This window comes from Streptomyces sp. NPDC015346 (assembly GCF_043078785.1).
Classification (GTDB): domain Bacteria; phylum Actinomycetota; class Actinomycetes; order Streptomycetales; family Streptomycetaceae; genus Streptomyces.
On record NZ_JBIBTW010000005.1, the window covers coordinates 539,970 to 562,156 of the forward strand.

The 22,187-nt window shown below is 71.6% G+C and carries 23 protein-coding genes and 1 pseudogene; 9 read left to right on the plus strand and 15 right to left on the minus strand.

The genetic code is table 11. From position 1 onward, the window contains the following. Positions 1 to 4: 4 nt before the first annotated feature. The 3 genes from ACF06X_RS21420 to ACF06X_RS21430 all read right to left on the minus strand — a co-directional run bounded on the left by ACF06X_RS21420 (position 5) and on the right by ACF06X_RS21430 (position 3,712). Positions 5 to 1,012 carry an AAA family ATPase gene (locus ACF06X_RS21420; RefSeq protein ID WP_392288842.1) on the minus strand — a complete coding sequence of 336 codons (1,008 nt, stop codon included), beginning with the start codon at positions 1,010 to 1,012 and terminating at the stop codon, positions 5 to 7. 157 nt (positions 1,013 to 1,169) lie between these two features. Next, positions 1,170 to 3,251 carry a trypsin-like peptidase domain-containing protein gene (locus ACF06X_RS21425; protein ID WP_392288843.1) on the minus strand — a complete coding sequence of 694 codons (2,082 nt, stop codon included), beginning with the start codon at positions 3,249 to 3,251 and terminating at the stop codon, positions 1,170 to 1,172. After that, positions 3,248 to 3,712, minus strand: a complete 465-nt coding sequence (locus tag ACF06X_RS21430; RefSeq protein ID WP_392288844.1) for a CU044_2847 family protein — start codon at positions 3,710 to 3,712, stop codon at positions 3,248 to 3,250. Before ACF06X_RS21430 ends, ACF06X_RS21425 begins: the two co-directional genes overlap by 4 nt. A gap of 96 nt (positions 3,713 to 3,808) precedes the next feature. Here ACF06X_RS21430 and ACF06X_RS21435 point away from each other — a divergent pair, with 96 nt between their 5' ends. Further along, positions 3,809 to 3,991: a DUF6104 family protein gene (locus tag ACF06X_RS21435; RefSeq protein WP_037695221.1), complete on the plus strand. Its 183-nt coding sequence runs from the start codon at positions 3,809 to 3,811 to the stop codon at positions 3,989 to 3,991. A gap of 69 nt (positions 3,992 to 4,060) precedes the next feature. Here ACF06X_RS21435 and ACF06X_RS21440 read toward each other — a convergent pair whose 3' ends face one another. Continuing rightward, positions 4,061 to 4,918 carry a hypothetical protein gene (locus ACF06X_RS21440; protein WP_392288845.1) on the minus strand — a complete coding sequence of 286 codons (858 nt, stop codon included), beginning with the start codon at positions 4,916 to 4,918 and terminating at the stop codon, positions 4,061 to 4,063. Between the two features lie 158 nt (positions 4,919 to 5,076). Between ACF06X_RS21440 and ACF06X_RS21445 the strand changes: the two genes are divergently transcribed. Together ACF06X_RS21445 and ACF06X_RS21450 are read left to right on the plus strand one after the other, a co-directional pair. Next, complete coding sequence (locus ACF06X_RS21445) at positions 5,077 to 5,991, plus strand: DUF4097 domain-containing protein (RefSeq protein ID WP_392288846.1); 915 nt, start codon at positions 5,077 to 5,079, stop codon at positions 5,989 to 5,991. Between the two features lies 1 nt (position 5,992). Beyond that, positions 5,993 to 6,886: a helix-turn-helix transcriptional regulator gene (locus tag ACF06X_RS21450; RefSeq protein WP_392288847.1), complete on the plus strand. Its 894-nt coding sequence runs from the start codon at positions 5,993 to 5,995 to the stop codon at positions 6,884 to 6,886. 15 nt (positions 6,887 to 6,901) lie between these two features. Here the strand turns inward: ACF06X_RS21450 and ACF06X_RS21455 are convergent, their stop codons facing one another. The 5 genes from ACF06X_RS21455 to ACF06X_RS21475 all read right to left on the minus strand — a co-directional run bounded on the left by ACF06X_RS21455 (position 6,902) and on the right by ACF06X_RS21475 (position 13,060). Further along, positions 6,902 to 8,290, minus strand: coding sequence for a cellulase family glycosylhydrolase (locus ACF06X_RS21455; RefSeq protein ID WP_392288848.1), 1,389 nt, complete (start codon positions 8,288 to 8,290; stop codon positions 6,902 to 6,904). A gap of 138 nt (positions 8,291 to 8,428) precedes the next feature. Further along, the gene (locus ACF06X_RS21460; protein ID WP_392288849.1) at positions 8,429 to 9,394 is read right to left on the minus strand and encodes a zinc-binding dehydrogenase; all 966 of its coding nucleotides are present in this window, start codon (positions 9,392 to 9,394) and stop codon (positions 8,429 to 8,431) included. Positions 9,395 to 9,522: 128 nt separating this feature from the next. Beyond that, positions 9,523 to 11,079 carry an alkaline phosphatase D family protein gene (locus ACF06X_RS21465; protein ID WP_392288850.1) on the minus strand — a complete coding sequence of 519 codons (1,557 nt, stop codon included), beginning with the start codon at positions 11,077 to 11,079 and terminating at the stop codon, positions 9,523 to 9,525. Next, positions 11,076 to 11,636, minus strand: coding sequence for a phosphoesterase (locus tag ACF06X_RS21470; protein ID WP_392288851.1), 561 nt, complete (start codon positions 11,634 to 11,636; stop codon positions 11,076 to 11,078). Before ACF06X_RS21470 ends, ACF06X_RS21465 begins: the two co-directional genes overlap by 4 nt. 212 nt (positions 11,637 to 11,848) lie before the next feature. After that, entirely contained in the window at positions 11,849 to 13,060 is a 1,212-nt protein-coding gene (locus ACF06X_RS21475) for an NADP-dependent malic enzyme (RefSeq protein ID WP_392288852.1), read from the minus strand. 535 nt (positions 13,061 to 13,595) lie between these two features. Between ACF06X_RS21475 and ACF06X_RS21480 the strand changes: the two genes are divergently transcribed. Genes ACF06X_RS21480 through ACF06X_RS21490 form a run of 3 tightly spaced genes read left to right on the plus strand, consistent with a single transcriptional unit; the run spans position 13,596 to position 16,303 of the window. Continuing rightward, positions 13,596 to 14,564, plus strand: a complete 969-nt coding sequence (locus ACF06X_RS21480) for an ABC transporter substrate-binding protein (RefSeq protein WP_392288853.1) — start codon at positions 13,596 to 13,598, stop codon at positions 14,562 to 14,564. 30 nt (positions 14,565 to 14,594) lie between these two features. Continuing rightward, positions 14,595 to 15,545, plus strand: a complete 951-nt coding sequence (locus tag ACF06X_RS21485; protein ID WP_392288854.1) for an amino acid ABC transporter permease — start codon at positions 14,595 to 14,597, stop codon at positions 15,543 to 15,545. After that, positions 15,542 to 16,303 (plus strand): amino acid ABC transporter ATP-binding protein, encoded by a 762-nt coding sequence (locus tag ACF06X_RS21490; protein WP_392288855.1) that lies wholly within the window; start codon positions 15,542 to 15,544, stop codon positions 16,301 to 16,303. The genes ACF06X_RS21485 and ACF06X_RS21490 overlap by 4 nt, the downstream gene beginning before the upstream one ends. Before the next feature lie 67 nt (positions 16,304 to 16,370). Here the strand turns inward: ACF06X_RS21490 and ACF06X_RS21495 are convergent, their stop codons facing one another. Then, on the minus strand, positions 16,371 to 17,135 hold the full coding sequence (locus ACF06X_RS21495) for a class I SAM-dependent methyltransferase (protein WP_392288856.1): 765 nt from the start codon (positions 17,133 to 17,135) through the stop codon (positions 16,371 to 16,373). A gap of 94 nt (positions 17,136 to 17,229) precedes the next feature. Between ACF06X_RS21495 and ACF06X_RS21500 the strand changes: the two genes are divergently transcribed. Beyond that, complete coding sequence (locus ACF06X_RS21500) at positions 17,230 to 17,913, plus strand: CGNR zinc finger domain-containing protein (protein ID WP_392288857.1); 684 nt, start codon at positions 17,230 to 17,232, stop codon at positions 17,911 to 17,913. A gap of 65 nt (positions 17,914 to 17,978) precedes the next feature. Here the strand turns inward: ACF06X_RS21500 and sodX are convergent. Then, a pseudogene (gene sodX / locus ACF06X_RS21505) lies at positions 17,979 to 18,227 on the minus strand (nickel-type superoxide dismutase maturation protease); the annotation flags it as partial. Positions 18,228 to 18,377: 150 nt separating this feature from the next. On the opposite strand from sodX, the gene sodN reads away from it, so the two are divergent. Then, positions 18,378 to 18,773 (plus strand): superoxide dismutase, Ni, encoded by a 396-nt coding sequence (gene sodN, locus ACF06X_RS21510; RefSeq protein WP_158990323.1) that lies wholly within the window; start codon positions 18,378 to 18,380, stop codon positions 18,771 to 18,773. Between the two features lie 105 nt (positions 18,774 to 18,878). On the opposite strand, the gene ACF06X_RS21515 is transcribed toward sodN, so the two are convergent. Continuing rightward, positions 18,879 to 19,301, minus strand: coding sequence for a GNAT family N-acetyltransferase (locus ACF06X_RS21515; protein ID WP_392289039.1), 423 nt, complete (start codon positions 19,299 to 19,301; stop codon positions 18,879 to 18,881). 133 nt (positions 19,302 to 19,434) lie between these two features. Further along, positions 19,435 to 20,391: a LysR family transcriptional regulator gene (locus ACF06X_RS21520; RefSeq protein WP_392288858.1), complete on the minus strand. Its 957-nt coding sequence runs from the start codon at positions 20,389 to 20,391 to the stop codon at positions 19,435 to 19,437. Between the two features lie 200 nt (positions 20,392 to 20,591). Between ACF06X_RS21520 and snpA the strand changes: the two genes are divergently transcribed. Further along, positions 20,592 to 21,248 carry a snapalysin gene (snpA, locus tag ACF06X_RS21525; protein ID WP_392288859.1) on the plus strand — a complete coding sequence of 219 codons (657 nt, stop codon included), beginning with the start codon at positions 20,592 to 20,594 and terminating at the stop codon, positions 21,246 to 21,248. 77 nt (positions 21,249 to 21,325) lie between these two features. On the opposite strand, the gene ACF06X_RS21530 is transcribed toward snpA, so the two are convergent. Beyond that, positions 21,326 to 21,754 (minus strand): DUF6304 family protein, encoded by a 429-nt coding sequence (locus ACF06X_RS21530; protein ID WP_392288860.1) that lies wholly within the window; start codon positions 21,752 to 21,754, stop codon positions 21,326 to 21,328. 42 nt (positions 21,755 to 21,796) lie between these two features. Beyond that, the gene (locus ACF06X_RS21535; RefSeq protein WP_392288861.1) at positions 21,797 to 22,168 is read right to left on the minus strand and encodes a hypothetical protein; all 372 of its coding nucleotides are present in this window, start codon (positions 22,166 to 22,168) and stop codon (positions 21,797 to 21,799) included. Between the last annotated feature and the right edge of the window lie 19 nt (positions 22,169 to 22,187).

A 22,187-nucleotide genomic window follows, 5' to 3' on the forward strand; every position in this document is an offset into this window, starting at 1 on the left:
GCCATCACCTCGGCTGATCGAGCGGCTGCATGAGCATGTCCGCGATGCGTTCCCTGGTGACCCGCTCGGTGCGGGGCGCGTGCTGGGTGAGATAGAGGGCGTTGAGGAGCTGGTCGGTGGCGATGACCTCGCCGGGCTCGCGGTTGAGGAAGCGGCTGACCAGGGCCTGTTCGCCGGCCGCGGCCTCCGCCCCGAGATGGGCCTCGATCATGGCGCCGAGCTGCTCCTCGCCGGGCGGCTCCAGTTCGAGCCGGATGCAGCGGCGCAACAGGGCGGCGGGGAAGTCCCGTTCGCCGTTGGAGGTGAGCACGATGAACGGGAAGGTGGTGCAGCGGATCCGGCCGCCCTGGACCGGCACCCTGCGTCCGTCGTCGGTGAGCACCTCGACGACGGGCTCCCGGTCGGCGAGCCGCTCCAGCTCGGGGATGGCGAACTCGCCCTCCTCCAGGGCGTTCAGCAGGTCGTTGGGCAGGTCGAGGTCGCTCTTGTCGAGTTCGTCGATGAGCAGGACGCGGGGCTGTTCGGAGGGGAGCAGCGCGGTGCCGAGCGGTCCGAGCCGGATGTACGAGCCGATGCCGGCCGGGGTCGCGGCGGGGACGGCCGAGCCGGTCTGGGCGCGCTCCAGCTGCACGTCCTGGAGGCGGCCGATGGCGTCATAGCGGTAGAGCCCGTCCTGGAGGGTGGAGCGGCTGACGATCGGCCAGCGCAGCACCCGGCCGAGGCGCAGTTCGTGGGCGACGGCGTGGGCGAGGGTGGACTTGCCGGTGCCGGGGTTGCCGGTGACCAGGAGCGGCCGGCGCAGGTAGAGCGCGGCGTTGACGGCGTCGGTCTCGGCGGGCCGGGGGTGGTGGTTCTGGACGAGCCGGCGGCGCACGCCGAGCCGCCGGTCGGAACCGGCCTGGGTGTCGTCCGGGCCGCCGGCCGAGAAGTCGCGCCACGGGGGCGGCGGAGGCAACCGCCGTATCTCGTCGTGCGGATGGCCGGCGCCCCGGTAGATCCGCCAATCGTTCACGATGGACTCCTCCTGGCTGTGGTGGCGTGGCCGGCCCCGACGAAGGTACCGCCCGACCGCCGGGCCTGCCGATGCTCGAACCGGACCATTTGTCCGCGCGTCCGCCCGGTCACCGGTCCGGCCACCGATGCCGTCACTGCTCCGGTCATCGGTGCCGTCACCGGTCCGGGTCTCCGAGCATCGGCGGGGCCTGGAGCGGCGGGTCGTGGGGCGGGCGGTCGGGGGGATCGAAGAGGACGGCGACGTGCTCGGCCCAGGCGTGGGCGGACCGCTCCGCAGGATCGGCCTCCTCGTCCCCGGCCCGGATCCGCAGGGTGCGGACCGGCCGGTGCAGGCCTTCGGCCTTCCCCACCTCCGCGAGCAGCAGGCCGGCCCGTTCGTGGAACTCGGCGCAGTCGGAGTGCGGGTGGGGGCCGGTCCGCCAGAGGGCGAGGGGGTGGCCGGCGGCGAGGGCGGCGGCCATGGCCCTGCGGCCGTCGCCGCTGCCGACCTGGCCGCAGTAGACCGGCACCGCGCCGCCCTCGGCGTCGAGGAAGCGCGCGAACGCCTGCCTCGGGGTCTCACGGCGCAGGTGCGGGGCGTGCCGGTCCGGCTCGGCACCGCGCGGGTCGAGCTCGTCCGTCATGCGGGGGACCGGCACTTCCGCGCGGAGCGGGATCGCCCGCAGCGGCCCGTGTTCGGAGGCCCGCCAGCGTTTGAGCCACTCGTGCGAGGGGGGTCCGGCCCGCCGCCCGGCCGGGCGGACGACGACGGTCCGGCTCTCCCCCAGGGTCAGCGCGTGCTCGCCGAACAGCTCGTCGTCGGGCGCCAGCCGCCATCCGTCGATGGGCAGGTCGAAGAGTTCGAGGGGCAGCACCGCCTCGACGGCCGCCAGGTGCTCGCCGCTGTCCCCCAGACTCAGCGCGCGGGCGAGCGGACCGCGCAGGGTCTCCTCCAGCTCCTCGCGCTCCACCCCGACGTCGTCGCCGTCCACCGGGCTGACCGTGTGCCCGTCGAAGAGGAGCTTCACCCGCCACGGGTGGCGGGTGCCGTACGGCAGGCTGTCGATCTCCAGCAGCACGTCGGCACGCGCGCGGGGTTCCCGCACGGTGACGGCGGCGCCCGGGCGGCCCGGGGTGAGGAGCTGGGCGATCTCCTGCCGTATCGCGTGATGAGCCTCCATGGCCTCGTCCGTGATCCAGTCGGCCAGGCTCGTCACGGCGGGGCCCTCGCCGTGCAGGTCGGTGACGTGCCGGACGACCATCGCCGCGTACAGGAACACCGCGTTCAGGCCGAGGTCCTGGATCGCCTCCCGCACCGGGTCGCGCAGTTCGTGGAGGAGCCCGACGCCCTCGCGCCAGGTGCGCGGGTCGGCTTCGAGCACGGACTGGAAGTCCTCGTGCAGGACCCTGCGTTTGACCTCGTCGACCAGGTGCATGACCTCCCCGGGACCGGCGGGCGGGGGCAGTTCGGCGAGCCGGCCGTACAGATGGATACGGCGTCCGGGGCCGACACCCTGGGTGGTGGGCGGCCGGAGCCGGATCTGCTCCCTGGTCCAGTCGGATTCGGTGGAGAGCGAGCGGTACCGGGCGAGGTGGTGGCGGTCGTGGTCCCGCATGACCTCGTGGAGGATCTCGCCGCCCGGCACGTCGTGCAGCTCGCGCAGCGCGGTGATGGGGACGGCGGCGCCCTCGTCCTTGCCGCGCCCCTTGTTCAGGCCGATGACGGCGCCTCTGCCGAGATCGACGACGGGCCCGCCGGAGAGCCCCTCGACGGGCAGCGTCCAGCGCAGCAGCAGCGCGCCGCCGTCGACGGCGTGCGCCTCACCGACGGCCTGGCGGATGCCGACCGTCCCCGTCTGCCGGGACCAGCCGTGCAGGCTGACGGGGATGGGCCGGGTGATGACGGGCGGGCGCTCGCTCAGTCGTACGCACGAGACGTCCCGGGCATCGGGGACCCGGACGAGGGCGAGGTCGGGGAAGTCCCAGCGGGAGAGCTCCCGTTCCGGCCGGTCGGGGCGCGGCTTGGCCAGGACCACCTCGCCGGTGCTCGTGGCACCCTGCCAGGTGACGCCGACGGCCCGCTCGCCTCTCCACACCGCGCTTCCCCCCTTGGCCACGACATGGGCGCAGGTCAGCAGCCAGCCGGGGGCGATGAAGAAGCCCGTGCCCCAGTACCGGTCGCTGCGCGCGTCATACCCATCGGCGGGATCGGAGATGCGCACCAGGGCGGGGCGCACAAGGGCGTCGAGGGCGCTCATACGGCGCCGTCGGCCGCCGGGCGGTGGGGTGGTCCGCCATCGGGCGCGGCGCCGGGCCCCGGCACGGGCGCGGGTCCCGGTTCGGGCACAGGCCCAGGCACGGTGCCTGGTTCGGGCGTGGGTGCGGGCGCGGGGCCTGGTTCGGTCCAGGTCAGGGAGACGGAGACCGATGCGGTGCCGCCGCCGTCCGCGAGGACGCCGATCACCTTGCCGGCCTGCGCGGACAGCTCGATGCCGAAGCTGACGGCGACCTCCACCGGTGCCTGCGGGTCGAGCCCGGCCCGCAGGGAGCCGACGACACCGCGTACGACGTCGGTGAGTCCCCCGGCCATGGAGATCACCCGGTCGCCGATCCCGGTGTCCTGGAAGCCGTCGGCCTCGTCGAGTTCCTCCGGCGCGCTGACCCGGGCCCAGATCGGTGTCCCGTCGTCCAGTCGTATTCGAGCGATCCCGTGCGTCACAGCGGCCCCCCGCTCCCCGAAACGATGATGAAGCAGGCTAATCCCTGCAGCTGACAAGCGCGAGAGGCGCGGGAGACCACGGCCTATCCTGATCGCATGTACTTCACTGACCGTGGCATCGAGGAACTGGAGAAGCGGCGAGGCGAGGAGGAGGTCTCCTTCGAGTGGCTCGCCGAGCAACTGCGGACGTTCGTCGACCTCAACCCCGACTTCGAGGTGCCGGTCGAGCGCCTCGCGACCTGGCTCGCCCGTCTCGACGACGAGGACGAGGACGAGTAGGGGACGAGTAGGCACCCCGGAAGACCCCGGAAGGGAAGCCGCCCGGAGGGCTGGTTCCGGCCCCCGGCGTCATGAGGAGAAGCTGCGGGGAATCGCTCCTCGCCGGCTCGTGGGGACTCCCCGCAGACGGTCGTACACGAGACCCAGCGCTCCGTCCGCGACGAGCAGCGCCCCGGCCGTCGTCCAGCCACCGCTGCGGCGGGTGAGGCCCCAGGCGAGCAGCGGTACTCCCGCCCCGAGCTGGGCCGCGCAGAGCAGCCGGGCCTTCGGTCCGACGAGGTACGGGCCGAGTCGCCCGCCCTCCACGGCGTCGAGTTCGGCCCGTACGGCGTCGCGCCAGCCGGACCATTCGATTTCCTCGGCCCCTTGGGCCAGTGCGACGGAGCGGAGCCGGTCGGCGCTGTCGCCGGGGGTGATTCCGGTGGGCAGCTCCAGACCGACGCGGGCGAGGACGGCGGTGAGTCCGATCAGTCGGGTGTGGGCGTCGGCGTCCTTGTCCGGTTCGGTGAGCGGTTCCAGGGCCTGGACGTCCAGGACGGGATCGAGCGCGAGGCGGGCCGCGAAGGTGCGCATGGCCTCGTCCTCGCCGACGGGGGTGCCGTCCGCGAGCCAGGTGTAGCCGACGGTGCGGCGGAAGCCGGCGGCGAGGGTGAAGCCGGCCCGGTCCCCGTCCCACCACAGGGCGAGGACGGGCCAGGTGGCGGCGGAGACGGCGAGCGCGGTGGCCCAGCCGGTGACGACCCGTTCGACGGGTTCGCCGCCGTGGAGCCAGGGCTTTCCCTCCGGGACGAGGACGCTCCAGTCGGTGCCGGCCGGGGCGAGGAGCAGCTGTTCGCGCAGCAGCTGGGCCGGCGGGCGGACCGTCGCGGGTTCGGCACGGCAGAGCAGCAGCGCGCCGACGGGGCGCGATCCGGATGTCGCGTTCATGGCTCATACGTTAGGCCAATTCGTCCATATTGCTGCCGTTTCGGGAGAGAACGCCGCACACGGCCGCACCGGAACGGGATTGACTTCCCCTCACCGCGATATATCGTGTCTAGGGAGAGACGCGATATGTTGCGTCCCCGATCCGGGAGGTCAGCACGATGACAGAGTGGTCCGTGGCCGAGCCGAGGAAACTCTCGCTGACCGACCCTGTGACGCGGCTCCAGGTCCGTATCGTCAACGGCACGGTGAACGTCGTGGGCACCGACGAGGCCTCCGCCCGGCTGGAGATCGCCGAGATCGAGGGCCCGCCCCTGATCGTGACGCAGGAGGGCTCGACCCTGACGGTCAGCTATGAGGACCTGCACTGGAAGGGTTTCCTCAAGTGGCTCGACCGCAAGGGTCTGCGTCGCCGGGCCGTCGTCTCCGTGGCCGTGCCGACCGGTACGGACGTCGAGGTGGGCGTGGTCGGCGCCGGCGCGGTGATCTCGGGCATCAGCGGCCGCACGGACGTCCGGGGGGTCACGGGTGACACCACCCTCGTCGGCCTCTCCGGGCCGGTCCGCGCCGAGAGCATCTCCGGCAGCCTGGAGGCCCAGTCCGTCACCGGCGCGCTGCGGGTCAACTCCGTCACCGGCGACGTCACGGTGATCGAGGGCGCGGGCGCGTCCGTGAAGGCCGACACCGTCAGCGGCGACATGGTCATCGACCTCGACCCCGCCGACCTGGAGGGGCCGCCCGCCGACATCCGGCTGAGCAGCGTCTCCGGCGAGGTCGCCATCCGGCTCCCGCACCCGGCGGACGCCCGGGTGGAGGCGAACACGACGAGCGGCTCGGTCTCCAACGCCTTCGACGACCTGCGGGTCGCGGGGCAGTGGGGCGCCAAGAGCATCACCGGCACGCTCGGCGCCGGCCGGGGCACGCTCAGGGCGACCACGATCTCCGGCTCCCTCGCGCTGCTGCGCCGCCCCGATCCGGTCGACGAGTACACCGACGAGTACACCGACGCCGCCGAGGCACCCGACGCGGACGGCGCCGCCGACACCGCCCCCTCCGCATCCGGAAAGGTGCTCTGACATGCCGCCCGTCTTCGCCCACGGCCGACTGCGCCTCTATCTGCTCAAGCTCCTCGACGAGGCCCCCCGCCACGGCTACGAAGTGATCCGCCTCCTGGAGGAGCGCTTCCAGGGGCTGTACGCACCCTCGGCGGGCACGGTCTATCCGCGCCTGGCCAAGCTCGAGGCGGAGGGCCTGGTCACCCACGCCACCGAGGGCGGCCGCAAGGTGTACTCGATCACCGACGCGGGCCGCGCCGAGCTCGCCGGGCGCGGCGGCGAACTGGCCGACCTGGAGCAGGAGATCCGCGAGTCGGTCTCCGAGCTGGCCGCCGAGATCCGTGACGACGTGCGCGGGGCCGCGGGCAAGCTGCGCAGCGAGATGCGCGCCGCGGCGAGCGAGACCCGGCGCGGCTCGTCCTCCTCGTCCTCCTTCACCGACGTCAAGGAGGAGCTGCGCCGCGCCAAGCAGGAGTGGCGGGAGCAGACCCGGCAGGCCCGCGCGGAGGCACAGTCGGCGCGCCGCCAGGCCAAGGAGTTCCAGCGGATCGCCCAGCAGGTCCAGGAGCAGGTCCAGGACCGCTTCGCCCGCGGCGACTGGCCGTCGGGGGTCTGGGAAGGCATCTCGGACATCACCGCCCAGCTGGGCGGTCTGGTCACCGGCACGACGCACCCCAGGGCGGGCCGGCAGCCGGAGACGCCCGAGCAGGCCGCCTCGGAGTGGGCGAAGGACGCCGAGTCCACGGGCGACCCGGCTCGCGACCTGGACCGGCTCCTGGACCGCTTCCGCGACGACATCCGCGACGCGGCCCGCGACCACGGCGTGAGCGCGGACCAGCTGGCGGAGGCCCGCGGCCATCTGTCGACGGCCGCGGACCGGATCACGTCCCTGCTGCGGCCTCGCCGCGAGGCGTAGGGGGAGCCGACCGTGTCATCCCCGGGTGACGGTCACCGTCACCCGGGCGCCCGGGACCGCGAGGAGCGAGGCACGGCCGGCCGACTGGCGCACCACGACCGCCGTGCCGCCGGCCTCGATCGTCCAGGGGCCCGGCGGCAGGGACAGCTCCGTCCACCGGGAGCCGCGCCGCCCGGAGTCGTACTCCAGCCGGTAGACCCCGGCGTCGGGGTCGTACGAGGAGGAGCGGACCGTGCCCGCGACCGCCTCCGCGTACGGCTGCGCGGTCAGTTCCTTGTTCGCACGGAAGGCACCGGCACCGTCCACCGCGCAGTACCCGCCGCCGTAGCACCAGACATAGCCGGCCCAGCCGGAGCCGTAGCGGCCGAGGGAGGCCATCGCGTCCCGGTAGAAGCGGTTCATGTTCGGCAGGGAGTTGTTGAGCGGCCCCCACTCCCCCACCACCACCGGGACCTTGTACTCCTTCGAGTACCGCGTCACGGCCCGCTCGTACGTCTCGATCCAGCCCGCCGCCGGGTCGTAGTCGGCGCCCGCCTCCATCGCCGTGTTGTAGAAGTGCGGGGCGTAGACCACCTTCGGGTCCTCGATCCGCCCGAGGCCCGTCGGCACGCCCTCGCCGACGATGGGCGTGGGCTCGACGAAGATCCAGGTGTCGCGGTCGACCGAACGGACCGCGTCCACGAGGCGGTTGTACATCGGGGTCAGGTGGTCGCGCTCGATCCGCCGTGCGGCGGTCGGCAGGTCCTCGCCCTCCCGCAGTTCGCCCATCGGCTCGTTGATCAGGTCGTAGCCGAGGACGGCGGGGTGGTCCTCGAAGCGGTCGGCGAGGACGCGCCACATCTGCTCCTGGGCCCGCCGGAGGTCCTCGTCCTCGTAGAGATGGGTGAAGGCGCGCTGCACCGCCGGCTCGAAGTACTCGGCGAACCAGTCGTCCGGGTGCGGGGTGAAGGGCAGCCCGTCGGTGCGGGTCGCCCAGGCGGGGACGCCCCGATGGCCGAACGCCGGCCCGAAGACGTCCTGGTGGGCGTCGATCAGGACCCGGACGTCGTACTTCTCGGCCCAGTCCAGGACGCGTTCGATCTTCAGCAGATAGGAGTCGCTGTACGCGCCCGGCCGCGGCTCCAGGTCGTCCCAGAAGACCAGCAGGCGGGCGAAGTTGAAGCCCTGGGCCCGCATGTCCCGGAAGTGCCGCTCGGTGACGGCGGCCAGGGCCTGCTCGCCGCGGCCGGCCTTGTCCTCGACGTTCCAGCCGCGCAGGGTGAGGGCGCGGCCCCGCTCGTCGGTGAGCACGGGGATTCCCGCGCCACTGCCCTCTCCGCCGCTGTCGGCGCTGTCGGCGCGGGCGGCCGTGGGGACGAGCAGCGTGGCGAGAACGGCGCCCGCCGCGAGAGCGGTTCGCCACATGAGGTGGGTCCGGGACACGAGGCTCGTTCGCCCCACGGCGTTCGTTCGCCACACAAGGGATGTTCGTAACACGGGAAACCTCCGGCACGACGGTGTGTTCGCGGTGCCGGAGATCCCATCAGCTGACCTGACGAACCATCAAGAGGTCGTGAGGACGATCTTTCCGAAGAGCTCGCCCGATGCCATCTTCTCGAAGCCCTCCCGCGCGCGGTCCAGCGGCAGCACCTCGTCGATCACCGGCCGCACCCCGGTGACGGCGCAGAAGGAGAGCAGGTCCTCCAGCTCGTCCTTCGAGCCCATCGTCGAGCCGACGACCTTCAGCTCCAGGAAGAAGATCCGCGTCAGCTCGGCGTGCGAGGGACGGTCGCCGCTGGTGGCACCGGAGATGACCAGGGTGCCGCCCGGCCGCAGCGACTTGACCGAGTGCGACCAGGTGGCCGCGCCGACGGTCTCGATGACCGCGTCCACCCGGCGGGGGAGCCGGGCGCCCGGCTCGTACGCCTCCTCGGCGCCCAGCTCCACGGCGCGCTTGCGTTTGGCCTCGTCACGGCTGGTGGCGTACACGCGCAGACCCGCGGCCTTGCCGAGCGCGATCGCCGCGGTGGCGACACCACCGCCCGCGCCCTGCACGAGCACGGAGTCGCCGGGCCGCACCCCGGCGTTGGTGAAGAGCATGCGGTACGCGGTGAGCCAGGCGGTCGGGAGGCAGGCGGCCTCCTCGAAGGAGAGCTCCCTGGGCTTGGGCAGCACGTTCCAGGAGGGGACGGTGACCCGCTCGGCGAAGGTGCCCTGGTAGCGCTCGGTCAGGATGGAGCGGGGCTCGTCGGGGCCGACGCCGTGTCCGGTCTGGCCGATGACGGAGTGCAGGACCACCTCGTTGCCGTGCTCGTCGATGCCGGCGGCGTCGCAGCCGAGGATCATCGGCAGCTTCTCCTCGGGCAGTCCCACCCCGCGCAGCGACCACAGGTCGTGGTGGTTGAGGGAGGCGGCCTTGACGGTGACGGTCGTCCAGCCGGGTCGCACCTCGGGCTCGGGACGTTCGCCGAGCTCAAGTCCGTTCAGGGGCTGGTCGCGGTCGATTCGGGCGGCGTAGGCAGCGAACATGACCCTGAGCGTAGGTCGGGCCGGTGCGCGGCGGTACCGCGCACCGGTGTGACGTGGATCCCTGCTGTTTCGCTCACCGCGGTGTCTGTTCCCGCGGTGAGCGAACCCTGCGTGTCGGTCCCCGCGTGTCAGTCCCTGCGGTACTGCGCCGGGGAGTTCTTCGTCGAGGGGTCCTCGTACGCGCCGGCCCTCCCCCGGTCCACATGGAACGAGGTCAGGGTCGTTACCGGCGAGACCGGGTCGCGGCGGTCGGCGATCACGCGCATGTGGGTGGTGAAGCGCTGCGGCGTCACTTCGTACACGTCGTAGCCGTAACGGTTTCCCTCGAAATACTGCAGGTGCGGGTTGCCCGCGCCCATGAGGGGGCCGTTGGTGCGGTTCCAGTCCGCCGAGTACGCGCTCGAGGAGATCGAGTGTGCAGTGAACTCCGTGCCGATGACCGGGGATTCGGTGTTGTCGAAGTCCGGGCGGATGTCGTCGACGAAGGCGGAGTGCCAGTCGCCGGTGATGACGACCAGGTCCTCCAGGCCGCTGCTGTGCACATGGCCGAGCACTTCCTTGCGCTCGGCGAGGAAGCCGTCCCACTGATCGGTGAACATGTACGAGCCGCCGGGGCGGCCACGCAGCTGGCTGAGCATGATCGAGTTGGCCCAGACGTGCCAGGTGTCGGGGGCCTGGGACACGCCCTGCTTGAGCCAGGTCTTCTGGTCGGCGCCGAGGATGGTGCCGTCCGCCAGGTTCTGCGCCGAGCGGTGCGAGCGCAGGTCGAGGACGGTCAGTTCGAGCAGGTCGCCCCAGGTGCGGCGGCGGTGGATCACCGGGTCGGGCAGGGCGGAATCACCGGTCAGCCCGTCACGGTGGGGCATGTGCTCGTACCAGGCTTGGTACGCGGCGGCCCGGCGCTTGAGGAACGGCGCCCCTCCACCCGTACCGCTGTAGTCGTTGACGACCTCGTGGTCGTCCCAGGTGAGGAACCACGGGTGGGCGGCGTGCGCCTCGCGCAGGGACGCGTCGCCCTTGTACAGGGCGTGGCGGCGTCGGTAGTCGCCGACCGTGAAGGGGTCGGGGGCGTTGTGCTCGCGGTCGTGGCCGGTGGTCGCGCCGCCCTCGTAGATGTAGTCGCCGAGGTGGACCACGAAGTCGAGGTTCTCGCGGGCGATCCCTCGGTGGGCCGCGTAGTAGCCGGAGGTGAAGTGCTGGCAGTTGGCGGAGGCGAAACGGACGGAGGAGACGGCCCCGAGGGGCGCGGTCTTGGTCCGGCCGACGCGGCTGGTGGTGCCGAGGGCCCTGAAGGCGTACCAGTAGTGGCGCCCGGGGGCGAGGCCGCCGACCGGCATGTGCACGCTGTGCCCCAGGGTGGCGGAGGCCGGGAAGGTGCCGCGGGCGACGACCCTGGACAGGGCGCTGTCCTCGGCGACGACCCACTCGACCTCGACGATCTCGGGCAGGTTCTGGTGCTCGGCGAACGGCTCCGGGGCGAGCCGGGTCCACAGCAGGACGCTGCCGGCCTGCGGGTCGCCGGAGGCGACGCCCAGCGTGAAGGGGGCTGGGTCGTACTCGGCGCCGAGCTGCTGGGCGGCGTCCTGGGCCTGCGCGGGCGAGAGCCCGACGCTGAGCGGCCACACGGTGCCGAGCGCTCCGGCGGCAGCGGCGGCCTTGATCAGGCTCCGTCGGTCGAGCGTCACTTGGCTGCCCCCTGCGTCGTCAGCGTGAGCGATATCCCGTCGGCGTAACCGTCGTTCGAGGTTCCGCTTCCGGTACGGGTGAACACCAGCCGCACCCGTGCGACGCGGGCCCCCGGCGGCACCGCGGCCGACTCCCGCCGCTCGAAGAGACCGGTCCTGTTGCCGCGCTCGCCGGCGGTGACCGGCCCGAGGACGCTGAGCGCGAGCGGGGTGCCCTTGGCGTTCCGGAACTCGACGGAGAGCCGGACGCCGTCCTCCTGCGTGGCGTATCCGCCGAGCCAGCCGACGATCTCGTAGCGCACGTTCCCCGTGTCGATACCGTCCGTCGGCAGGACGACGTCCTGGACGAGCACGGTCTTCGGGCTGTTGCCGCCGGAGAAGAACCTGCTCCCCCGCAGCGCGGGCCCGGGGTCCTTCGGACCGGGGTACCCGCCGCCGAGGCTGTACGCGATCAGCGCGGGCGCGCCCTCCGCGATCTTCCATCCGACGAGGGAGCCGACGGGCTGGGAGCTCCCCCCGGGTCCACTCTCGGCGTCACCGTTGACGACCAGATTCACTCGCGTCTCCCCTTGCTTGAGGTGTCCGGCGCGGTGCATCACAGCAGCTGGGGGTGAACCTTGGAAGACGCGGGACGGAACAATGCCTCCGATCACGCCGACGGGCCGCCCGGTTGCCCCTGGAAGGGGAACCGGGCGGCCCGTACGGGTGGCGCCGGACGACAGGTGGCACCGGACGACAGGTGGCGCCGCACGCCTCGGCGCCGGAGGCGTCAGCGTCGGGCGACGCCCTCCGCGCGGGCGGCGGCCGCCACCGCGGCCGCGACGGCCGGGGCGACCCGCTCGTCGAACGGCGACGGGATCACGCAGTCGGCGGAGAGCTCGTCGGCGACCACGTCCGCGATCGCGTTGGCCGCGGCGATCTTCATGCCCTCGGTGATCCGGGAGGCCCTGACCTGAAGGGCGCCCGCGAAGATGCCCGGGAAGGCGAGGACGTTGTTGATCTGGTTCGGGTAGTCCGAACGACCGGTCGCCACGACGGCCGCGTACTTGTGCGCGACGTCGGGGTGGACCTCGGGGTTCGGGTTGGCCATGGCGAACACGAAGGCGTTCGGTGCCATCGAGGCGACCGCCGCCTCCGGGACCGTACCGCCGGAGACGCCGATGAAGACGTCCGCGCCGGCCAGAGCGGTCTCCAGGGAGCCGGTGAGGCCCGCCTTGTTGGTGATCTCCGCGAGCTCGCGCTTGACCGGGGTGAGGTCCTCACGGTCCACGCTGACGATGCCCTTGCGGTCCGCGACGGCCACGTCGCCGAGCCCCGCCTCCAGCAGGAACTTGGCGATGGCGACCCCGGCCGCGCCGGCGCCGGAGATGACTCCGCGCAGGTCACCGAGGGTCCGGCCGGTCAGCTTCGCCGCGTTGCGGAGCGCGGCGAGGGTGACGACGGCCGTGCCGTGCTGGTCGTCGTGGAAGACGGGGATGTCGAGGCGCTCCTGCAGCTTGCGCTCGATCTCGAAGCACCGCGGCGCCGAGATGTCCTCCAGGTTCACTCCACCGAAGGAGGGCGCGAGCCGGACGACGGTCTCCACGATCTCGTCGGCGTCGGTGGTGGCGAGCGCGATCGGCACCGCGTCCACGCCGCCGAACTGCTTGAAGAGGATCGCTTTCCCCTCCATGACCGGAAGCGAGGCCTCCGGGCCGATGTCGCCGAGTCCGAGCACGGCCGTTCCATCGGTCACGACGGCGACGACCTGAGACTTCCAGGTGTAGTCGTGGACCAGTTCCGGCTGCTCGGCGATAGCGGTGCACACCTTGGCGACGCCGGGTGTGTACGCGAGGGACAGGTCGTCCTTGTCGCGGAGCGGCACCGTGGCCGAGATGGCCATCTTGCCGCCGCGGTGCAGGGCGAAAGCCGGATCGAAGGGCTCCTCCTGAGCCCCTTCCGTACCGCTCTCGCTGCGAGGATTGACGATCTCCGCTGCCATTGGGTTGACCCCTTAATTCTTCATTGCTTGAGGGTTGGCCTCTCCTGGTGAGGAGGGGTGGGCGGAACCCGCAGCCGCCGTGTCTGGCAGCCGCGCGGGCGCGCCGCACAACGCGCCCTGAGCCCCGGATGAGGGGTGTAAGGATCCTTCTTACCGGACGGAGGGCACCGCGGACGAGTCCATAACGGAGCGGTGACACGACTCATACGGCCGTATCGTCGGCTTGCGCAGAGCAGACGCGTCACCCCATGTCCGGACAAGCCGATCGGTACACCGGATCGTGGCCTTCGTGTCGTCCGAATGGCGAGATCAACCGGAGATTTTTCGGTTCCGGGGAGGTATCTCAGGAGAAGATCCGGCCTTGATGGAGCGGTCTGTCGTGATTCGGGGGTCACCCGTTATCCGATTTTGACATGCGTGGCCGCCCGTTTGAGGCAGTCCGAATGGCAAGATGCCGTAATCACACGAGGTCGCGACACCCGAAGGTGCGTGCGCGGCCTATGGCAACTCCCTCACACGCCGGAGGAACCCGACCATGACCGCACGCTCCACGCGCTGTACGACCGCCGCCAAGACCCGCACGTCCCGTCTTGCCGCGGTCGCCGCCATCGCGGTCGCCGGCTCCATGCTGCTGACCGCCTGCGGCGACCAGACCGAGGGTGGCAAGACGGAGGGCGGTACCCAGACCGGCGCTCCGTCGTCCGACGCCCCCCTCTTCTCCAAGCTGCCCGCCGACATCCAGAAGGCCGGCGTCATCAAGGTCGGCACGGACGCCTCCTACGCTCCGATGGAGTTCACCGAGGGCGGCAAGATCGTCGGCGTCGACCCCGACCTCGGCGAGGCCCTCGGCAAGAAGCTGGGAGTGAAGTTCGAGTTCGTCTCGGGCACCTTCGACGGTCTGATCACCTCGATCTACACCGGCCGCCAGGACCTGATCATGTCCTCGATGACGGACAACAAGAAGCGTCAGGAAGGCCTGGACGACAGCGGCAAGAAGATCGGCAAGGGAATCGACTTCGTCGACTACTTCAAGTCCGGCGTCTCGCTGCTGGTCAAGAAGGGCAACCCGCAGGGCATCAACTCCCTCGACGACCTGTGCGGCAAGACCGTCGCCGTCCAGCGCGGCACCATCTACGAGGACACCTTCAAGGCGCAGGCCGAGAAGTGCGGCGCGAAGAAGCTGACCATCCAGGCGTTCGACACCGACGCCGAGGCCCAGACCCGCGTCAAGGCCGGCGGCGCCGTCGCCGACCTGAACGACTACCCGGTCGCCGCGTACATCGCGAAGACCTCCGGCGGCGGCAACGACTTCGAGGTCGTCGGCAGCCAGAGCGACGTCGGCCTCTTCGGCATCGGCGTCTCCAAGGACAAGCCGCAGCTGCGTGACGCGGTCAAGGAAGCCCTCGACGCCATCATCAAGGACGGCTCGTACGCCAAGGTCCTGGAGAAGTGGGACGTCAAGGACAGCGCCGTCACCTCGGCGACCATCAACGCCGGCAAGTGACCTCCCGCGCTCCACTGAAGGGCAGTCATTGTGACTGACAAGATCGACAAGGGGCCGGCCGCCGCACCGGCCGGCCCCGGCGCCTCGGGCTCCCCCTACGAGGCGATCAAGGCCATCCCCGTACGGCACTACGGTCGCTGGGTCAGCGGCGTGGTCGTCGTCGTGCTGCTCGGCTGGCTCGTCTACGCCTTCTCCCAGGGCAACGTCATCTGGGACACCGTCGGAGACAAGCTGTTCGACACCTCGGTGCTCCAGGGCCTGTGGAACACGGTGGTCATCAGCGTCGCCTCGATGGCGCTCGGCCTCGTGCTCGGCGTCCTCTTCGCGGTGATGCGCCTTTCGAAGAACCCGGTGACCGGGGCGGTCGCCTGGCTCTACATCTGGTTCTTCCGCGGCACGCCGGTCTACGTCCAGCTGCTGGTCTGGTTCAACCTGTCGCTGATCTTCGAGTACATCAACCTCGGACCGATCTACAAGAACGAGACCGTGGACGTCATGACGCCGTTCATGGTCGCGCTCCTGGGCCTCGGCCTGAACGAGGGCGCGTACATGGCGGAGATCGTCCGGGCCGGCATCCAGTCGGTGGACGAGGGACAGACCGAGGCCGCGCACGCGCTGGGCATGTCCCAGACGAAGACCATGCGCCGTATCGTGCTGCCGCAGGCCATGCGTGTGATCGTGCCGCCGACGGGCAATGAGTTCATCAACATGCTGAAGACCTCCTCGCTGGTCTCGGCGGTGCAGTACACGGAGCTGCTGCGGGCCTCGTCGAACATCGGCAACACGGCCGGCGCGGTCATGGAGATGCTGTTCGTGGCCTCCATCTGGTACCTGGCCCTGACCAGCGTGTTCAGCGTCGGCCAGTACTACCTGGAGCGCCGCTTCGCCCGTGGTTCGCTGCGCAGCCTGCCGCCCACCCCGTGGCAGCGCATCCGGGCCAACCTGACCACGTTCAAGCGTTCCCCGGAGGCGACGCGATGACCGCCATGGTGAAGGCCGAGGGCGTCCACAAGTCCTACGGCGCCGCGCACATCCTGCGGGGTATCGACCTCGAGGTGGCTCCCCGCGAGGTGTTCTGCCTGGTCGGCCCGTCCGGCTCCGGCAAGTCGACCTTCCTGCGGTGCATCAACCACCTGGAGCGTGTCGACGGCGGCCGGCTGTCCGTCGACGGCCAGCTGGTGGGCTACCGCCAGAAGGGCGACAAGCTCTACGAGCTGAAGGACAGCGAGGTCGCGGCGCAGCGCCGGGACATCGGCATGGTCTTCCAGCGCTTCAACCTGTTCCCGCACATGACGGCCCTGGGCAATGTCATGGAGGCGCCGATCCAGGTGAAGGGCGAGACGAGGGCGGTGGCCCGTGAGCGGGCCGAGCGGCTGCTCGACCGGGTCGGCCTGGCCGACAAGGCCGGGAACTACCCCTCGCAGCTCTCCGGCGGTCAGCAGCAGCGTGTCGCCATCGCCCGTGCGCTGGCGATGGAGCCGAAGCTCATGCTCTTCGACGAGCCGACCTCGGCGCTGGACCCGGAGCTGGTCGGTGACGTCCTCGACGTCATGCGCGACCTCGCCGAGTCGGGCATGACGATGATCGTCGTCACCCACGAGATGGGCTTCGCCCGCGAGGTGGGCGACAACCTCGTCTTCATGGACGGCGGTGTGGTGGTCGAGTCCGGCAACCCGCGCGACGTCCTGGGCAACCCCCAGCACGACCGGACGAAGGCGTTCCTGTCCAAGGTGCTGTAGCTCGTACGACGGACGAAGGGGCGGTACGGGATTCCCGTACCGCCCCTTCCGTGTGGTCGCGGGGGGGCTACTTCAGCGCGAGCAGCAGGGTGTCGGACGGCGAGGCCCAGACCGGGCGGCCCTCGTCGAAGCCGGCGGCGCGCAGGATCTCGGCGTGGACGCGGGCGGAGGGCATGTCGCCGTCGGCGTGCTCGCCGTAGATCTCGAAGCGGCGGGCGGTGGGCTCGGCGAGGACGGGGTCCTTGGCGGCCACCGCCCACCAGTCCGCCCAGTCGAGGACTCCGGCGGCCTTCTCCCGGTCCATGCGGGCGTGGCGCTGCGCGCGCTCGGCGGCGTTGATACGGGGCGTGGTGTCGTCGATCATGTGGTCGGCGTTCATGAAGACACCGCCGTCGCGGACGAGACCGGCGAGCTGTCCGTAGAGCGCGGTGAGCGGTTCGGTGTGCAGCCAGTGCAGCGCGGTGGCGGTGAGTACGGCGTCGTACGAGGTGTGGGGGAGCTTCGTGACCCACTCCGGGTCCTTGAGGTCGGCGGTCACGAAGGTGACGCGCTCCTCGCCGGCGAAGTAGCCCTCGGCGATGGCGAGCAGGGCGGGGTCGAGGTCGACGCCGGTGCTGGTCGCTCCGGGGAACCTCTTGAGGAGCCTGTCCGTGATACTCCCTGTACCGCACGCCAGGTCCAGGACGCGGGGCTCGGGCCCCACCACGGCCTCGACCATGTCGAGCATCACGCGGAACCGCTCCTCGCGGTCCGGCATGTACCACTCCTGCTGACGGTCCCAGCTCCGCTGCCAGGCCGCCCAGTCGGTTCCGGTCGTCGTCGCGTCCGTCATCTCCGCACCTTCCCCTCTTCGTAATACCCTCGGAGGGGAACCATCGCTTACCCCTCCCTCCCGAGACCCTAGACCGCCGGAGTAAGGACTACAAGTGGAACTGGCCTATTACTCGGATTACGCCGTGCGTCTGGTCAACACCGAGGAGCCGGCCCGCAACAAGGACTCCCTGACCTCGGTCGAGGCGGTCCGCGAGCTCTTCGGCGAGGCCTCGCAGATGGCCCGGCGCGTCACGGACGCCGACGTCACGCGCTTCCGCTCGGTCCGCGCCCGGCTGCGGGCGGTCTTCACCGCGGCGGACGAGGGCGACCACACCCACGCCGTGGACCTGCTGAACTCGCTGCTCCTGGAGTTCCCGGTCAGCCCGCAGATCTCGGGACACGACCACCTGGACGACGAGGGGCGGCCGCGCTGGCACATGCATCTCGCCGACCATCCCTCGAACGCGACCGCGGGTTACGCGGCCATCGCGGCGATGGGGCTCGCCTTCCACCTGACGGAGTTCGGCGCCGACCGGCTCGGCCTGTGCCAGGCGGCGCCGTGCCGCAACGCCTACCTGGACACCTCGACGAACCGCTCCCGCCGCTACTGCTCGGACCGCTGCGCGACCCGCGCCAACGTGGCCGCCTACCGGGCCCGCAAGCGCCTGGAGGCCGAACGGACCGACCAGGTCGGCCGGGAGGCCCTCGACGACGACCACACCGGCCTGACGGCCGAGAACAGCCAGGAGAGCACCACGAGCGGCGAGCGCCGGCGCCCGGGAGTCACGGGCCGGTAGCGCGCCCGTACGCGGCCGAGGACCAGCTCCGGCGGCACGGCGCCGAAGACCCGGCTGTCGCCCTCGGTGTCGGGGTTGTCGCCGAGCACCCACCAGCCGCCGCCCCGTCGCTCGATCAGCCGCTTGACGATGAGCAGGTCCTGCTGCAGCGGATGCCGGAGCACCGCCACGTCCCCCGGACGCAGCCGTCCGCCGTAGCGCACGAGCAGCTGGTCGCCGTGGAGCAGCGTGGGCACCATGGACACCCCGGTCACCTCGGCGATCCCGAACAACGGCCCGGCCCCCCGCCCCGGCTCCCGCCCCGTTTCCGTCATCCGGCACCTCCCGGTCCGATCGTCCACTCGTACACGAGTCCCATGGTGACCCTGGACTTTTGTCCTAAGCCCCAGGGGGCGCTCGCGAAAACAGGCTTCTCGGGGAGTAATCTCCCACCTGAGAAGACGATCACGAGGAAGGACAGCTGCATGCTTTCCCGCCTGTTTGCCCCCAAGGTGAAGGTCAGCGCCCACTGCGACCTCCCCTGCGGTGTCTACGACCCGGCCCAGGCCCGGATCGAGGCCGAGTCGGTCAAGGCCGTCCAGGAGAAGTACCAGGCCAACGAGGACGCGCACTTCCGCGCGCGTGCCACGGTCATCAAGGAGCAGCGCGCGGAGCTCGCCAAGCACCACGTCTCGGTGCTGTGGAGCGACTACTTCAAGCCGCCGCACTTCGAGAAGTACCCCGAGCTTCACACGCTGATCAACGACACCCTGAAGGCCCTCTCGGCCGCCAAGGCGTCGACCGACCCGAAGACGGGCGAGAAGGCGCTGGAACTCATCGCCGAGATCGACCGCATCTTCTGGGAGACGAAGAAGGCCTGACCTTCTTCCCCCAAGCACCGCCCGAAGGGGCCCGGCCGGCGATCCCGGTCGGGCCCCTTCGGCTTGGGCCCCTTCGGCTTGGGCCCCTTCGGCTGGGCGCTCCTGTCACTCCACCGGCAGGGTGTAGCGGAGCTTCTGCTTCGAGGTGGCGCCCAGGCGGTCGTAGAAGCGGATCGCTCCCTCGTTCCAGGCCGGGGTCTGCCACTGGATCTCGGGGAGGCCCAGGGCGCGGGCCTCGGCGCGCAGGGCCGTCATGAAGAGGGGGCCGAGGCCCAGGCCGCGTTGGGACGCGGAGAGGTAGAGGCAGTCCATGTGGAGGTACTCGGCCGCGTCCCAGGTGGAGAGTTCGGGGGCGCAGGTGGCGTAGCCGACGAGGCGGCCGTCCGGGAGTTCGGCGACCAGGCAGCGCAGGCGGGACGGTTCGGGGCCGAACAGCAGGCGGGAGAGACGGTCCGCGAGGCCCGGCGCCGGTGGTGCGGCCTTCTCGTAGGTCGCGTGCTCGGCGGCCAGTTCGGCCACCCGCTCCATGTCGCCGGGAAGCGCGTGGCGCACGCGTGCGGCGCTCACCGCTGTTCCCTTTCGGCGACGTCCGCCGGCGCCGCGGCACCCGCCCGTACGTGCTCCGCCGGCGCGATGAGCGTCGCCGTGTCCACAGGATCCGTCATGCCGTCATCATGCCCGGCCCCACCGACATGCCGTGCAGCCGGATCCACTGCCGGTACGGCGCGGCCCGCAGTGCCGCCTCCCGGTAGGCCGCCGCGAGATCGTCGTACAGCGGGTCCAGCGGCGCCCCGCGGCGGGCGTACAGCAGCAGACGTACCGCCAGCGGGTCGTCGCGGAGCGGGCGGATCGCCATGTCCTCGCGCGGGCCGGAGGTCGGCTGACAGGGCGCCACGGCCTCGCCGAGCACGATCAGGGAGGCCGCGGTGTGGTAGTCGCCGTGCAGGAGCGGCGGGTCGATGCCCGCCTCGCGCAGGACGCGGCGCAGCCCGTCCCACTCGCCGTCCACGGTCGGGTCCACCATCCAGCGGTCCTCGGCCAGGTCGGCGAGCTCCACCACGGGTCGCGCGGCGGCGGGGTGGTCCCGGGCCATCGAGACGAACTGGGGCTCCCGCTCGACCAGGACCCGCTCCTGGAGCCCCTCCGGCACCCGCAGCGGGCACCCCTCCACCTCGTGGACGAAGGCCACGTCCAGCTGACCGGCGGCGACCGACCGCAGCAGCGCGTTGGCGGAGACGTCCATGTGGAGCGCGATGTCCGTGCCCGGGCTGCCCTGGCGCAGTCGGCGCAGCCAGCCCGGCAGGGCCCGGCTCGCGGTCGAACCGACCCGCAGCAGCGGCCCGTCGGCGCGGGCGGCGGCGGCCCTCGTCTCGGTGATCAGCGTGGCCATCTGATCGACCAGCGGCCGCGCCCCGCTGAGGACCGCACGGCCCAGCGGCGTGGGTCGGCAGCCGGTGCGGCCGCGCGTGAAGAGTTCGGCGCCGAGTGCGTGCTCGATCCGGCGGAGCTGGGTCGTCAAGGAGGGCTGGCTCACGCCCAGTTGCCGCGCCGCCTTGTGCAGACTGCCCGTGTCCGCGATGGCGCAGAGCGCGCGCAGATGCCTCACCTCCAGCTCCATGTGCCGAGGGTAGGGCGGCACCCCGGGGCGCACCAGACACCGGAAGCACACCAATCCCCTTGGGATCTACGGGAGTTGGCGGGCACGACGGCGGGGCCCCGGCCGTGGTGATGCGCCCGCGTTATCGCCTGCTGCCATCATCCGCCGCGGCCCCGGCTCCCCCGACACTCTCTCCAACCGATCAGGAGGAGCCACCCCCCATGAGACACCCCAAGGTCCTCACCGCCTCGCTCGCCGCCACCCTCGGCCTCGGCCTCGCCGCCGCGCTCGGCGCCGCGCCCACCGCCGCGGCCGCGCCCATCGCCTCGGCCGCGGCGCCCTCCGGCTACGCGGCCTACGCCGGGTCCGCCGAAGAGGCCAAGGCCACCAAGGCCTTCTTCGACGCCGTCGTGAAGTCCGTGGCCCAGAAGCGGGCCGCCAACCCGGGCGCGACCGCCGTCACCGTCGTCTACAGCGCCGCCAACGCCCCCACGTTCCGCACCCAGATCGCCCGCAGCACGCAGATATGGAACAGCTCCGTGGTCAACGTGCGGCTGGTGGAGGGCAGCAACCCGGACTTCCGCTACTACGAGGGCAACGACTCCCGCGGTTCGTACGCCTCCACCGACGGCCACGGCCGCGGCTACATCTTCCTCGACTACCGCCAGAACCAGCAGTACAACTCCACCCGCGTCACCGCCCACGAGACCGGGCACGTCCTCGGCCTCCCGGACCACTACTCGGGCCCGTGCAGCGAGCTGATGTCCGGCGGCGGCCCGGGCACCTCCTGCCAGAACGCCCAGCCGAACTCCCAGGAGCGGGCCCGCGTCGACCAGCTGTGGCGCTACGGCCTGGCCTCGGCGTTCAAGACCTCCTGAGGCTCCCGCCCACCGGGTTTCCGGCGCCCCACCGGGTTTCCGGCGCCCCGCCGGACGGCGGGGCGATCCCGGTCGGGTCAGGCGGCCTGGAGCAGCCGGCGGCCGAACTCGGCCCCGGCCGGCAGCTGACGTTTGACCCGCTCCAGGGCCTCCTCGAAGTCACCCCCGGCGATGCCGGACGCGAAGGCCGCGCCTGCGTAGTGAAGCGTGAGGCTCAGGTCCACGCGCTCACCGAGGGTCAGCAGGCAGCTGAGGGTGGCCTGCTCGGTCCTGCCGTCCATGACGACGGGGAGCGGCAGGTCCCACTCCAGTACGCAGCCGGTGAGGGCCTCGCCGCCCTCCTCCGCCGCGCCCGCCGCGCACAGGGCGGCGAAGCTCGCGCCCGTGTACTCGATTCCCCTGATCCGGGTGGACACCCGGCTCCCACTCGCCGTGATCACGATCGCTTCCGCGCCGCTGCGATCCCGGTACCAGCCGGTCCAGACTTCCGTCGACTCCGATGACATGCGCGGACTGTAGCGGTCTGACCGGCGTCTCCGCGCGGCCGGTCACCCAGAGGCCGGACTTCTCCCGGTCTCGCCGTTCTTGCCGCTCACATGCGTGGTGGCTGCATCCGCACCTCCGGGCGCGGAACCCTCCGGGGGCTCGGTGGTCGTCGAGACCTCCGGCTCCCCCGTGCCACCGCTCTCCCCGCTCTCCCCGCCTTCCTCGGCCACCTCGGCGCCCGTCGGGATCGAGCCGTCGGCTTTCCTCCCGAAGAGCGCGCACCGCGGGTTGGAGCACGGCCGTGCCTCCCAGTACGGCACCCAGGCCCCCATGACCTTGTGCCGCCGGATGGCCGTACCCACGGGCCGGCCACAGGCCGGGCAGACCGGCTCGGCCTGTGGATCGTGGCCGGTGTGAAGTCCTTGGCTGCCCATACCTCAAGGGTAGAGCGGC